The sequence below is a fragment of the Paenibacillus sp. JT31N11 genome (assembly GCF_056269285.1).
Window position 1 is genome coordinate 319,385 of sequence record NZ_JBWDNQ010000004.1, and the last position, 15,188, is coordinate 334,572.

7 protein-coding genes and 1 riboswitch are annotated in these 15,188 nt (G+C 49.4%); all 7 genes read left to right on the forward strand.

Annotation, left to right across the window (positions count from 1 at the left end; all coding sequences use genetic code 11):
- Positions 1-249 precede the first annotated feature (249 nt).
- On the forward strand, positions 250-1,191 hold the full coding sequence (locus AC0YNV_RS17310) for a copper amine oxidase N-terminal domain-containing protein (protein ID WP_475769154.1): 942 nt from the start codon (positions 250-252) through the stop codon (positions 1,189-1,191).
- Between the two features lie 1,632 nt (positions 1,192-2,823).
- Complete coding sequence (locus tag AC0YNV_RS17315) at positions 2,824-7,818, forward strand: glycoside hydrolase family 78 protein (RefSeq protein WP_475769155.1); 4,995 nt, start codon at positions 2,824-2,826, stop codon at positions 7,816-7,818.
- A gap of 48 nt (positions 7,819-7,866) precedes the next feature.
- Positions 7,867-7,974: riboswitch (TPP riboswitch) on the forward strand.
- Between the two features lie 426 nt (positions 7,975-8,400).
- Positions 8,401-10,128 carry a phosphomethylpyrimidine synthase ThiC gene (gene thiC, locus AC0YNV_RS17320; protein WP_475769156.1) on the forward strand — a complete coding sequence of 576 codons (1,728 nt, stop codon included), beginning with the start codon at positions 8,401-8,403 and terminating at the stop codon, positions 10,126-10,128.
- Positions 10,129-10,322: 194 nt separating this feature from the next.
- Complete coding sequence (locus AC0YNV_RS17325; RefSeq protein ID WP_475769157.1) at positions 10,323-10,976, forward strand: carboxylesterase family protein; 654 nt, start codon at positions 10,323-10,325, stop codon at positions 10,974-10,976.
- A 164-nt stretch (positions 10,977-11,140) separates the two neighbouring features.
- A complete protein-coding gene (locus AC0YNV_RS17330; RefSeq protein ID WP_475769158.1) occupies positions 11,141-11,938 on the forward strand; it encodes a VOC family protein in 798 nt (265 codons plus the stop codon).
- Positions 11,939-11,962: 24 nt separating this feature from the next.
- Positions 11,963-14,149 carry an ATP-dependent helicase gene (locus tag AC0YNV_RS17335; RefSeq protein WP_475769159.1) on the forward strand — a complete coding sequence of 729 codons (2,187 nt, stop codon included), beginning with the start codon at positions 11,963-11,965 and terminating at the stop codon, positions 14,147-14,149.
- Positions 14,150-14,300: 151 nt separating this feature from the next.
- Positions 14,301-15,104 (forward strand): hypothetical protein, encoded by an 804-nt coding sequence (locus AC0YNV_RS17340; protein ID WP_475769160.1) that lies wholly within the window; start codon positions 14,301-14,303, stop codon positions 15,102-15,104.
- Positions 15,105-15,188 lie beyond the last annotated feature (84 nt).

A 15,188-nucleotide genomic window follows, 5' to 3' on the forward strand; every position in this document is an offset into this window, starting at 1 on the left:
TATCGGTATTATAGAAAATAATAAAGTGATCGGTGTATAGTATGCACGAGCAGGAAGCACCTGCTTGCAAGCTGTTTTTAAGCTTGCAGGCGGGTGCTTTTTTATTGTCTTTTTTTGACTCAGGGACAGGAAAAATGTCGTCGAATGATAGGGGAAGGTGGTAGAATGTGCTAAAGATTGGATTAAGTTGGATTGAAGAGAGACTGATGATCCAATGAAAGTCATAGGATACAAGAGGGAGAGATGTATATGAAAAAATTTGTAATTGCGTTGACTTGTCTTGCAGTGGTATTTTCCGGAATAAGTTTTTCTTCTTGGAAGGCTTTCGCTGCCTCCAAAAGCGCTGAAATTAGTTTCAAAAAGGACATGCCCATAAAAGTGCTTTTTAATGCGCGGCAGATTCCGCTGGACGGAGTAAAGGCTGAAATAAAAAACAATACGGTATTTATCCCGTTGAGGGCTGTTTCTGATGGACTTGGTGCAAATGTGAATGCTGTCAAAAAAAATATTTCGATTTCCAAGGGTACTGTTACGATCACTCTCACTATAGGATCGACAACGGCTGCGGTTGGTGGAAAAAAAGTGAGTTTTGGAACTGCGTCTTATATATCCAACAACCGTACGATGGTGCCAGTCCGCTTTATAAGTGAAACATTTAAAGAGACAGTACAGTGGGATAGCCTGTCTCAATTTGTTTGGATCGGGAGCATGGATATACCTAAAATTGAAGATGTTACTGAATTGGAGAATTCTGATAATTATAAGAAGTATTTTGGTGGGTATGAAGATGAATTAATAGGATATGACGGGAAACGCCGAGATATCCGAGTGTTATCAGGATCTGACTTACCCGTGATTATCGACGATGTAGCCTATTATAGAATGGATTTGGCTGAAAACCAGAAAAATGAGAAATACGTTGTGTGGCAATCTAGTTTCAGCCCCAATATAAGAAACTCATTTTACATGCTGTCTGATAAAGAAGTTGTAAGGAGCAGGTATGAGCAGTCTGTGTTTAGGGAGAGACTCGATAAAACTCATAAAAATTTATATATGCCAATTGTACAATCGTCTTATGATCAAAGGGCTGGTCATAAAAACCCTGAATCCTATTCTATTAAAACGCCAGCCTACATAGGTATTGCGAATGATGATTATTTAGCAGTCATAAAAAATCCATGGAGACAATAAATGAAATTCTTTAGACGATTAACTTCTGCAGTATTGATTTTATCTATTTTGTTGGGGCTTATCCTGATTGTTGCGTCAAACACATCCAATGCTGCTCTACCGACACCGACCAATTCCATTCAACCGGTCTATGATACAACTACGCATAAATGGTACGGTGTAGCTTTCTTTTCTTATGATATTTGGTCGGAGAATGATGGAACCTTTCCTGAAGGCAAAGGGTTAAAAGATTATGTGGATATAGGGTGGAATTATTCGTTCACATTTTCTGGAAGATCTGTAAGAGATGTTGATGTATATACCTTCGATATATCTAATTCAAAACATAAATTCTATTTTGACCAAACGAGACCCGGAGATTCTTATAATTTATACTCAAGAAATGTAAGTAAGGATATAACTAGTTCTAAAACGACAGCAAAAAAAGGTAACGGAACGAGTACAATTGATTTCAGAGTAGAAATAAACGCCAAACTAGATTCAGAAATTTTAATGGATCTACGTGCAGAGGACCCTACAAGTTGTGCTGGTTGCGGACCAAATGTACAAGGCTACAGGTTTTATTTCCCTGTACTCCTAGAATTCGAATTAGATGGCCAGTTGCTAGTCAACCACTTCAAAACGGATGGAACAAACCTTAGTTCGGTTTTCCCTCAAAAAACCTATCATATGCTATCTGGAGAGACCTACCCTAAAGTAGACCCTGAATCAAATGCGTCTTACAAGTACGTGGGATACAAAAAAAGTACAACGGGGGATGCGCCAACGGGGAGTATAATAAACGGGAAATTACCGCCGTTTACGTATGATGCCTTGTTTGATACCTACACTTTGAATTTATATTATGATGCAGATACTGTTCCCACAGATGGGAAAGCCATCATTAAACACTTCGATGAGAACGGAAATAGTTTGGATTCCGTCTTTAACGATCGGGAGCAACCTTTAGAAAAAACAAAGCCATATAGCTTTACGCATACGGATAAACCTGGATACACCTACAAAGGTTACAAGATAACGACAAGTGGGATACCGCCCTCATCTGGATTACCTACGACAGAAGAATATAATTTAGGTACATATGACGGAAGTTTTGGAACCTTATATCTTTATTATTACTACAAGGTTGATTCTTTAGCTGGGGAAGTAAAAGTAAGGCATATGGTGAAAACAAGCTCTTCGAGGTCATACAGCCAAGCAGGAGAAACAACCGTACCGATAGCGACGCTACCAAACAATTCCTCTCATAGCCCAGTCAGCAGCTATGGAGCGATAGTCGGCAGCAACGTGTCTTACGTAAGTTATTCCAATACAGTAACCCCAAAAACGGGATCAGCTCAAGTAAGTTTAACATCTAACCAAACCAAAGCGTATGTCTCATTTTTTTATCAAAAAAGTCAATCGATAACCGGCGATTTCGACGTCATCCCTACGACGATATCCTATCGGGACAGCTTTACGCTGCATCCTCGGGATTTCGAGCTGCATGGCTGCACATACATATCGCATTCTTTCAAAATCGAACGGGGCATAACGTGGATAGGGCCTGATGTGTATGGGCAAACCACGGACTCCGTCTATACGAATAGCAATTATCCCTCGATCATTGGGATAGGCACGCATAATGTCTCTATGAAAATTAAAACAAGCTGCGGCGAACAATGGGTGGGACCCAAAACATTGACGGTAACAGGACCATCCCTCAACAACCCGCCAGAATTCACGATTGCTTTTGTAGATCCGGCACGGCCTACTGTTCCCGTACATGAAGCTATCGAAGGTACGGTTCTAAACCTTGTGGTTATTCAGGATCCATCTGTTCCTACACCGACCGACCCGGATGGGGATAACCTGTACTTTGATGAGTTTTTCTTCGCGTCCAGCGATTCGCAATGGGTCCAATCATTGCCGGGAAAGTACACACCCGTCCCGTGGGGCATGTATAGCATCAAAATGGATACGAGCGGCGTTCATAATATCAGCGCTCAGATCCACGATGTTTGGGGATTGTCGGCCCAGGCATCCACCTATATTCAAGTTAGACCGGAAAATCCGATACCTGTAGCCAGATGTCCGGCAACCGTCATCGAGAATCACGCGGTTCCGGCTTCTGCCTTCGATGCGAGCGGCAGCTATAGCCCCGTATCGGGAAGATCGATCAATCATGGCCGGGATGAGTGGACCAACAAGCTCACTTCCTACACGAACGGCACGGACCATGATATTACCGTTCAAGTGTCCTTGCATGTGTACGATACCAAGGGACTCAAATCTTTAAACCAGTCCACCTGTACGATTATTGTTAAACCCGATCTGCCTCCGGTGGCTAAGCTCGATGTGCCGCCGCTTGGGATACGGAACGAGCCTACAGTCATTCTTAATAAGTCGTACAGTCCCGATGGCGATGAAATTGTCAAAGCAGAGTATCAGTACAAATACGATGCGAGAAACAACGGCTTTGCTGACGATAGCTGGCAGACGGTTATCGGACGCCTGGACAAGCTCACGATCAATCCGGACAAGGTGGGCAAGTATCTCTTTTACGTTAAGGTAACCGAGGAATTTGGCCGGTGGGGGGATACCCTGGGGACTGCACAGACATCACTGACGCTGGATATTGTCAATAATGCGCCGGAGGTTTCGTTTGAGGTTGAAGGGAAGAATCCTCAGCCGGATTTGAATCCTTCCACTACCATTCGTCCGGAAGTGATGATCAACTGGCCGGTCTATATCACCAACGATACAAAGGAGGTATACAACAAGAATTACTTATGGCAAGCGGTGGGCGGCAGCCTTGTGAGTGGAGAAGGCCGAAACTTTGGCAGCTCACGGACCTACACATACTCGGAGACCAGTAACTTCGACACCTTCCTGAAGACATTTGATATGAACAACAATGGATTCGGGAATAATCGTCTTTCACCTTGGCGAGCTGCAACCCGTTTTAATACCGGTATGACGGACCTTCTCATTAACAAAGACGGGACACATGTCCAGTTCGATCATGGGACATCCCAAATCAGGTCGAACAAAAAATATCTTTATTTTGATGAAAAGCAATACTTGAATGGAAAAGTCATAACGACACTCTATGCGTTGGACCCTAAAAAAGTATCTCCGCAAGAATCGTATATGGACAGCAGCAATTTTAATTTGCTCTACCGTTACACCAGTGGTTCCCCTTACGTTTTCACGAAGACCTTGCCGGGAACCTACTTAATAGACAAATGGGAATTGGCTGATCAGTATATTTACATCCAGAATAACGATGCATTTACCGTGCTGGATGCAAGAACAGGTGCAGAAGTGGCAACGAAGAATGCAGCCGATATGGGACTGAGTAATACGGCCAACGGAGTCAGCAACTGGACCGTAAGCCATGCCAACGGAAACAAAATTATGGTCCGCCGGGACAATAATAGTAATCAAAATACGACCTGGACTACCCAATGGAGAGAAGTTGGCCCGGATCTGTCGGTTGCTGAAAAACCGGACTGGCAGATACCGGCTTCGCGTTCTTCCATTCAGGGGCTAAACTTGGTGTACAAAGTATTATTGCCGATCTATACCGATCCTGCAGGAGCCGTATATACGTATCAAGGCTATGCCTCAGCAGGCCCCAGCAATACATATTTCCGCGACATGAGCGTCACAAAGTACAATGCGGATATGAGCTTAGCCTGGAGACAATACTTGACGGCTGCAGGAGAGCCCGGCTATACCGGCCAAGATATAAATGGAGGCGGCAGCAGTATCACGCGCTATAGCGGATTTGCCATGAACCCCTTCAATAATGAAATAACAGCGAGCAATTACGAATATCCCAATACGTACTTCACCGTCTTGAATGCAAGTGACGGCACACCAAAGAGTCGAATGGCTCAGAACGGCATGACAATACCGACCTACCGATTTGGAACGGATGGCGATACCCCCTACACCATGGATTGGAACAGGAACTATATAGCAGGTGCCAATAAATCCATGACTGCAGACGGGTTTACAACCGATTTTGAGATCGATAAAGGGATGGGTGATTGCGGAACCAGGCCAGTCAACATTTACGATCAAAACGGCGCACTGATTGTCCAAAACGGTTCAGGGTGTAACTGGGGTAATGGCGGTCAGATCATGGGGGAATATTTTGGAGATGGAGCGTTCTTCTATGTACAATATGAAGCCGCCAGGGATCAACCATCGTTAGGCGTAGCGATAGGCACGCCCACCACCACGCCGCTTGTTAAAAAGACGTTTACGAACGGTCAATATGTATCGGACCTTTCACTCAACGATGTGGAGATGAAGTTCAGCCTCCGAATGGAAGATATAGACTACGACCGGGAGATGGCCGGCTTCTCCTTCCGGATGCAGGACACACGAAACCGGTACGCGGTGGAAACCGATGGTCATGTGTTCAATCTGGTGAAATACGTGAACGGGTCACCAACAGTACTGAAAGCTGGCTCGTATCCGTTTGAATCAAACAAAAGCTATGCCCTGAGGATCAAGACGGTCGGCAGTCAGATCGATGTGTTCCTCAATAATATCCCGCTTCTGACCGCGGCGGATGGCAGCTATTCAGAAGGGCGTTTTGGCTATTTCAGCGACAAAGCCTATGTCGTGTTCAGCGCCTTTACGTACAAAGCGATCCAGAATAAAATTGAATGGTCGGACAGCTACGCGATATGGGATGCAGGGACAGCCACGGCGGAGGCCGCTTACCATAACATTCAGTTTCTGGATCCGGAGGGCGATCCCAAGGCGGGCTCCTACCAGTGGAGCATTCAGCATACGCCGCGTTTCATCAACAATCAGGGCGTGTCGGTCATGAACGGTCAAACATTCAGCTCCGAGCGGCTGACCTTCGATAAGGTAGGGGATTACATCGTTACACTGAGGGCGAAGGACGATCCTCACCCAAGCTATCTCTATTCGGATATGACCTTTGATGAATACCGTAAAAACTCGAATCCGTTTGCGAAAAGAGTTACCGTTCACCGCAGACCGGTCTCTCAGTTTATGGTCGTTCCTGCAGCTGACGGCAAATTGATCTGGACCGACAGCAGCTATGACCCGGACCGGTATGCCAGTCCTGACAATTACTCGACAGAAACGTCCACCATTGATTACCGGGCCACCCGGGGAATCCTGGAGAAGAAGTTCTACTATGCCACCCCATCCGGGAGCATTGTCTACGAAAAGCTTGTAACTCCGCAGGAACGGGGGTTATATGAAATTGGCATGGCTGTGAAGGACGAATATGGCGCATGGTCGGATTACACCGTCGTATCCCTGGATATCTCCACAATACCGACACCCAATACGCCGCCGGTTCCCGGATTCACGACGAGCTATGTGAATACTTTCCGCAACGTTCCGGTTGTTATGGATTCTAGGGCCTATGACGCCGAGGATGGCGGACGGGAGAACTTGCCGCATGAGTACTATATTCGCAATGTAACAACTGGCGATGGGGAATTATTGCAGAGCACGTCACGGACATTCTGGAGCAAGGTGTTCAACACCCTCGGCACCTTCAATATCCGGCAGGTCGTGCAGGATTCGGCAGGAGCCGAGGCGCAGTACAACGGGCAGGTCACGATATACAACCAGATACCGCAAGCCCGGATCATAGTGCCTGAAAGCACGGATCAGAATAATCCGGCGAAGCTAACGGAATTCCGGCCGGCATTTCAATGGAATTATGCGGATGCTGACGGAGATTTGCAAACCCGATACCAGCTTCAGATTTTCAAATATGGCGGAGAGCTGTATCGGGATACGGATATCAAGCCGGGCCGGGAACTCTCTTGGCGGCCAACTGTCGACCTGCCTGAGCATGTGTACATGTATGTCATAGTCCGTGTGTATGACGGCTATGACTGGAGCAATTGGAGCGATCCGAAATACTTCTATATCGAAACGAACCGGCCGCCTGCAGCCGATTTTGACTGGACCCCCAAACCGGTGTATGAAGGGGATTCGATCCGGATCAGCCATACCATTGACGATCCCGACCTGGATACCTTACAGGTTATCTATATTGTCAAGGATCCGGAGGGAGGCTCACAAACCTTCAACTCCTTTCTTAATAGTCCCTATGGTCACACCGGGCCAGGTTTCAGAGGAGACAAGGCAGGGATATATAAAGTCGAGCTTACGGTCCAGGACGGCCAAGCGCCGCCGGTAGTGGTGCGCAAAGACATACCGGTGCTGCCGCTTGACGTCAAGGGTCAGGTGATGCATACGGATTTGTGGGACCAGCGCCGCAGAGAATACAATATCAATCAAAACGGCGATGCAGACAGCCCGCGCGGTTATGAGGTCTTTTGGGCAGGAGAGAAGTTCGTGCTGCATGCCCAAACGACCGAAACGGTAACAACTACCCAAGCGGATACTGTTGAGGTGACGATGAACGGCTTCACGACTCATCTGGATGCCGCGAACGCGCGTCGGACCGGCTGGAGCGGTAGTATGTGGGATGAAAGCTTCGAGAAGCTGGAGGATGGGCCGCTGACGTTTACGTTCACCTCTACTTACAACAACGGGACCGTGAAGACAGACTACGTAACTGTCACGGTTGCAGGCAATGTGCAGCAGACGGTTGGCATTCATCGAAGAAATTGAACATTATAAGTTGACTGCGTGTGCGTTCACGCGATATAGTCGTACTAGGAAATCCACTAGGGGCGCCCGCATGGGCTGAGATAAAGCGCTGATCGCTTTGGTCCCTTTGAACCTGATCTGGGTTATGCCAGCGTAGGAAAGTGGGCTTGTCTGTGCGATTATGGGCTGGATCTATGCAATTGTCTTTTCGCATAGACAGGATGCCTCACTTATTCGGACAATGAAGCATAGTCTTCATATGCCGGATGGAAATTGCCGCATTCAAACCGCTCCCATGCCGGAGCGGTTTTTTTAACTTTATAGAATTTTATAAGCTTCACTCCTATAAATTTCTATACGGTCCAAGGGAAGAAATTTGCTCAGCCGCAAAGGACGGCAGATCGGATTCTTCCCGGTTCGCTCCAGCATGATAGTGTGTCAAGGAATGCTGTCGGTGAACGGGCTGAAGCCTGCTCATACCGGGAACTAATAGGTCAGGGAACTGCCTGCCCTTGGCTCGTTCCAATTTTTCCGCACCGTCTATGCTGCTGTCCTTGCGAGCCTCCTAGGGGATTCTCCAAATTACCTTGGGAGGTTTTTGATATGACGATCATGGCTGGAGCATTGCCGGGCAGTCGCAAAGTGTATGTGCAAGGAAGCCGTTCGGATGTGCGGGTGCCGATGCGGGAGATTGAACTGTCGCCGAGTATCAGTAGAAGCGGCGAGGTGCAGTTGAACGAACCGGTTCGGGTATATGATTCCAGCGGTCCGTACACGGATTCCGCTTATCGGGCCGATGTGCGCAAGGGTCTGTCGGCTCTTCGCCGGTCATGGATTGAAGATCGGGGAGATGTGGAGCGCTATGAAGGGCGTGTGATTCAGCCGCTTGATAACGGTTTCGACTCGGAGAAAGCGGCAGGCAGCCAAGGAGCAGAACCGTACCCGGCTTTAAACCACACACCGCTAAGAGCTGTCCGCGGGCGCAATGTGACCCAATTATTTTATGCCCGCAGGGGAATCATTACGCCGGAGATGGCGTTTATTGCTGTTCGTGAAGGGGTGGAGGCAGAGCTTGTGCGAAGCGAGGTAGCGGCAGGAAGAGCTATTATACCGGCGAATATCAATCATCCGGAGAGCGAGCCGATGATTATCGGGCGCCGCTTCCACGTCAAGATCAATGCCAACATCGGTAATTCAGCCGTTGCTTCGTCCATCGAGGAGGAAGTGGAGAAAATGACATGGGCTACCCACTGGGGCGCCGATACGGTCATGGATCTCTCCACGGGCAGGAACATTCATACAACCCGCGAATGGATCGTGCGAAACTCGCCGGTTCCGGTCGGCACAGTGCCTATCTACCAGGCGCTGGAAAAGGTGAACGGAAAGGCGGAGGATCTGAGCTGGGAGGTGTACCGCGATACTCTGATCGAGCAGGCTGAGCAAGGGGTAGATTATTTTACCATTCATGCGGGTGTTCTGCTGCGGTACATTCCGCTTACGGCCAAGCGGGTAACGGGGATTGTTTCGCGGGGCGGGTCGATTATGGCGGCATGGTGCCTGGCGCATCAACGCGAGAACTTTCTGTATACGCACTTTGAAGAAATTTGCGAAATTATGAAACAATATGATGTTTCATTCTCTCTCGGTGACGGGCTGCGTCCCGGCTCCATTGCAGATGCCAATGACGAGGCTCAATTCGGGGAGCTGGATACTCTTGGCGAGCTGGCTCAAGCTGCATGGAAGCATGATGTGCAGGTGATGATCGAAGGCCCCGGCCATGTTCCGATGCATCTGATCCAGGAGAATATGGAGCGTCAATTGAAGGTGTGCCGGGAGGCGCCATTCTATACACTGGGTCCGCTGACGACGGATATTGCTCCAGGCTACGACCACATCACTTCGGCTATCGGGGCGGCGATGATAGGCTGGCTCGGTACAGCGATGCTCTGTTATGTCACACCGAAGGAGCATTTGGGACTGCCCAATAAAGAGGATGTGAAGGAAGGCGTGATTGCGTACAAGATCGCGGCGCATGCCGCTGATCTGGCGAAGGGGCATGCGAACGCGCAAATGCGGGACCATGCGCTTTCCAAAGCGAGGTTCGATTTTCGCTGGCGCGATCAGTTTCATCTCTCGCTTGATCCGGAACGGGCGATGTCCTATCACGATGAGACGCTTCCTGCAGATGCGGCCAAATCGGCCCATTTTTGCTCGATGTGCGGTCCGAAATTTTGCAGCATGCGAATCACACAGGATATCCGCGAGCAGGCTGTGCGGGACTTGGAAGGAGAAGATAACGCAAAGCGGACAGGATTGGAAGCACAGCTTTAGTTGGTGGCGTTCCTTCTTTTTGCGATGCTGATTGACTTCGTCCAAAACGGCATGCAGACCGCCCCTGCCACCCCTGCCCTGCCGCCTTTAGGCGCGCCGGGCTGCTTCAGTTTAAGTCAAAACGACTGGTAAAATATTGAACGATAGCGTTATAATAATGAAAAATCGCCCTTGAGAAAGGATGCTGCTGCTCCATGCCCGTCACCTCACATCTTCTTCGCCAAGAGACTCCTGAACCTGTACGGATTGGCTATCAATTGTTTCTTCCTTCGGATTACGAGAGGAATACCGGGAAGAAATGGCCGCTCATCCTGTTCCTGCATGGCATCAAGAAGCGGGGCGATGATCTGGCTCTACTCCATCAGTATGGGGTTGCGCGTTTCGCTGAAGAAAGGAAGGACTTCGGATTTATCGTCGCAACGCCGCAATGTCCGGAGCATTCGGATTGGCCGCAGCAGCGGAATGCCCTGTCGGCTCTCTTGGACGAAATAGCCCGCAGCCACCGTGTTGACCCGGAGAGGGTATATCTGACCGGATTCAGCATGGGCGGGAACGGAACATGGGACCTGGCTGCGAATGTCCCCGGGCGCTTCGCAGCTATTGCTCCACTGGCCGGCTACTACCAGCCCGAAGATGCCAGCCTGCTGAAGGGTATACCGGTCTGGGCTTTCCATGGAGAGAAGGATGATGTAGTCATTCCCGGGAGAACAACCGAGATGGTTAACGCGATCAGGAGCCTGGGAGGGTCTGTCAGGTACACCGCCTACCCTGAACTTGATCATCAGATCTGGGAGGAGACGTACGGCAATCCCGAGCTGTATCAATGGTTTCTGGAGCATAAACGATAAGCAGGTCAGTGCCGCCGGAATCAGTTCCGGCGGTCTTTGTCTACCGGATTCCGTATATCTTTGACGTACAGACATTCACTCTACTGCAATAAGGACGGAGAAAGCCGTTTCTGGCGGGAAGGTTTATAAAGAGCAGTCAACCACAATAAGGATGGTGGAAAACCATGATTACACACTATGCGGGGCTGCAGCTGAACACGGTATCGATTCCAAGCGCAAGGCAGTATTATCATGAACGTCTGCTGCTGCCTATCGTGGAAGAATCCGAGAGCCGCATTGAATTCCGGATCACGGAGCACTGTACGATTGTATTTCAGGAGGCTTACGAGCCTGTTGCTCCGGCGCATCTGGCGTTTGAAGTTCCGTACTCGGAATTCGACGCTCTTGTCGCCTTCCTGAAGAGTCGGCAGGTCTTGATCGAGAAATGGCCGGACGGCAGAGAAGTGGATCATTTTGGAACGGGACAAAATATTTACTTTCGCGATGGGGATGGAAATTTGCTCGAACTGATTGCCCATCCTTATATCAAGGAGGATGTCGTAGCCCCCTCCGGCGCTCTTCGTGTTCTTTATATGCGCGAGGTCGGATTTCCCGTCGAACATGTGAAGGCATTCCGGGAGCGGCTGCAGGACATGTTTGATTTTAAGCTGGATAAAGTCTATGATAATTTCACTTTTGCCATCGGAGGAACGGCTCATTTCGTGCTGACCGCCAAGCAGCGGCGATGGATTCCGATCTCCATGCTTGCGCTGCCTCCCCGAATGCTAGTAACATTGGGAGTCTCGGACGAAAGTTACATCCAGGTGGTGCGCAGCCGTGTGAGGGAGGAAGAAATGGTTTCCGCCAATGATAGAGAGCTTCATATGATCATCAATGATTACCATCTGTGCCTGCGGGTTGCAACCGGCTTCGGGAAGAATCTGCCGGCGCTTCTTCATCTGCCGCTGTCTATAGAGGATTAACGATAAACGATAGAGGGACTGTCTATGATAACCAAAGAGGATTTTTTTACGCGCAAGGCAAAGGAAACGGGCGTCGAGCTGAATGAGATTCAGCGGCAGGCGGTCCTTCAAACTGAAGGCGCGCTGCTGCTGCTTGCTTCTCCCGGCTCCGGGAAAACGACTACCGTCATCATGAAAATTGGCTATCTGATCCAGCAGAAAGGGATCGCTCCGTCGCGCATCAAGGCGGTCACGTTCAGCAGGGCGTCGGCGCTGGATATGAAGGAGCGGTTCAAGCGGTTTTTCCCGGAGCTTGCGCCAGTCGATTTCTCTACCATTCACAGTCTCGCATTTGAGATTGTCCGGGAGCATTTTCAGCAGACCCGAACCGCTTATCTTATTATCGAGGGCAATCAAGGAGGCAGGAAACAGGTCGGAGAGGATTTTGATCCCCATCAGCTGCATAAGAAGTTGATCCTGCGCAATCTGTATCAGTCGATTGCCGGCAATACGATAACGGAGGATCAAATGGAAGAGCTGACTACCTATATCAGCTACATCAAAAATAAAATGATTCCCAGCGACAAATGGGCACAGGTGCCCTGTGAGGTGAAGCAGGCTGATCGTATTCTGATTGCCTACGAGGAGTTTAAGCGCTCCGGCTCCGGCAGGCTCCTGCTGGATTTTGACGATATGCTCACGACGGCAAACGAAGTGTTGAAAATGAACCGGGAGCTGCTGCATAAATATCAGCAAAGATACGATGTCCTGCTGACGGACGAAAGCCAGGACACCTCGCTTGTTCAGCATGCCATTATCGAGGAATTGGCAAGAGAGCATGGCAATATATGCGTGGTAGCCGACGACGACCAGTCGATTTACAGCTGGAGGGGCGCAGAGCCTTCCTATTTGCTGCATTTCAAAGACGTATATCCGAATGCCGTGATCCTGTACATGGAACAAAATTACCGGTCTTCACGGGATATTGTGGATATCGCAAGCGGCTTCATCAAACGGAACAAGAACCGCTATGACAAAAATATGTTTACGGACAATGAAGCGCATGAGCCGATCGCGATCCGCAATTTTACCGATTATAATCATCAATCCAAATATGTGGTGGAGCATATCCAGCAGCTTGCTGATCTTCGCGAGGTGGCGGTGCTTTACCGGAACAGCTCCTCCTCCATCATGCTGATGAATGAATGCGAACGGGCCGGAGTGCCCTTTTATATGAAGGATTCGGACAACCGGTTCTTCTCCCACTGGATCGTCAAGGACATGCTGAATATCATGCGGATGTCTTATACGGACAAGCGCTACGATCTTCTGGAACAGGTGTACACGAAGCTTAACGGCTATATTACGAAGCATCAGATGGGCGTGCTGCGGGAGATTCAGAATAATGAGTCGGTTTTCGACAATTTGCTGAGCTATGTGGATCTGCAGGAATATCAGCGCAAGCCGATTCTGGAATGCAAGGAAACGCTGCAGCAGATGAAGGGCATGCCGCCGCTCGAAGCAATCCGCGTGATCCGCACCAAGCTGGGTTACGATAAGGCGATTGACAAGATGGTGGAGCGGCTCGGCTTCAGGAAGGATTATTTGCTCGGCAATCTGAACACGCTGGAAGAGATCGCAAGCACGCTTGAGAGCATGGAGGACTTTGCCAAAAGGCTCAAGCATCTGGAGGCAGTGATGAAAGCTTCCAGCTTCAACAAGAATCAAAATGTCGTGACCTTTTCTACCTTTCACAGCGCCAAGGGACTGGAGTTCAAGGTTGTCTATATGATCGATCTGGTCACGGGGGTCATCCCCTCCGCCGAAGATATCAAGCAGCAAGCGGAAGGCAATACCGGGCCGATGGAAGAAGCCGTCCGGTTGTTCTATGTCGGCATGACGAGGGCCAAGCGGCATCTGGAGCTGATTACCTATAAGTACCGGGACGGGGTGAAGATGGACGAGTCGTTGTTCGTCTCCGAGGTTCGTACGCTTCAGAATCCGGCCAAGCTGACGGTGCGGACAGAGGAGCCGCAGTCTCCGGTGGACCCCAATGCGCTCAGAGAGCGGAAGGAGCTGGTGATCGGCAGGCTGGTCGAGCACCGGGTATTTGGCCGAGGAGAAATTATGAAGCTGACGGATGAGCGCGTCCATATTGAGTTCGGAACAGGCATCAAGGCATTATCGCTCCAGACCTGTCTGGATAAAGGAATCTTGACGCCGGCATTGTAGAAGATGCCTGGAGTTTTATGATGCCGGCGAAGTCGCTTCTTCAATTTTTGGCTCAAATAAAACAGGCACAGGTTGACACTGATAATCATTATCAACTAATATAGAGGTATTCCTTTACATATTAAAAAGAGGCAAGGAGCTGAAAGTATCCATGTTGCCCGATTCCTATATAAACAGGCAGCCTTTCCCGCTGCATTTCTCCTCGGTCAAGGTGCGCAGCGACCGGACCGTCGTAGCGGCATCGCCCGGGCAGGGGATTTACCTGAAACCCGCGAACGAAGATTGGCGCCTTCTCTCGGACGGCCTTCCGGAAGATACGACGGTTAACCGGCTGCAGATGTCTGCGGGCGTCACCTATGCCTGCACGAATAAAGGGTTATACCGGCTTAAGCTCAAGCAGTGGGAATACGAAGAAGTCGGTCATCCCTGCTATCAGTATAAAGAAGAATGGGGATACGGCTTCGCAGCTACCCAGTCCGGCCTTTATTATAAGTCGTCGGATAAGTGGAAAAAAACCGCCTACGGCCATTCAATTGTCTATGATTTTTTATTTACCCCGCAGTATTTATATATCGGGCTCGAGCATGGCATCAGCATGTATGACCGGATGACGGACCGCTGGGCCGATTTCGAGCTTGGCTTTGGAGTCACAGCGCTGGCTGCCAACCGGGATAATCTGTTTGGCGCAACCGAGAAGGGCGAGCTGGTTGTGAGCAATGGCCGCGGCGGATTCAGCACGGTTCAGTTTCCCGATATTTTTATTTTCTCGGTCATATCCAGGCAATCTTATGTTTATGTCTGCACGGACCGGGGGCTTTACCGTATTGGCCGTCTGGGAGAGCGATTAACGCTTTACTCGGTCAGACCGGGGGTGCCGGTTACCGATATTGACTGGCTGGGGACGGAGCTATATATGGCGACGCTCTCCAAAGGTGTTCAAATGATGCAAACGTAGGAGCCAGGTACCAGTACTGGCCGCCATAGAATAGGACACGGAAAATTTGGAATTTGTGAACGAGCGGCGCGCCTGAACCTGGGC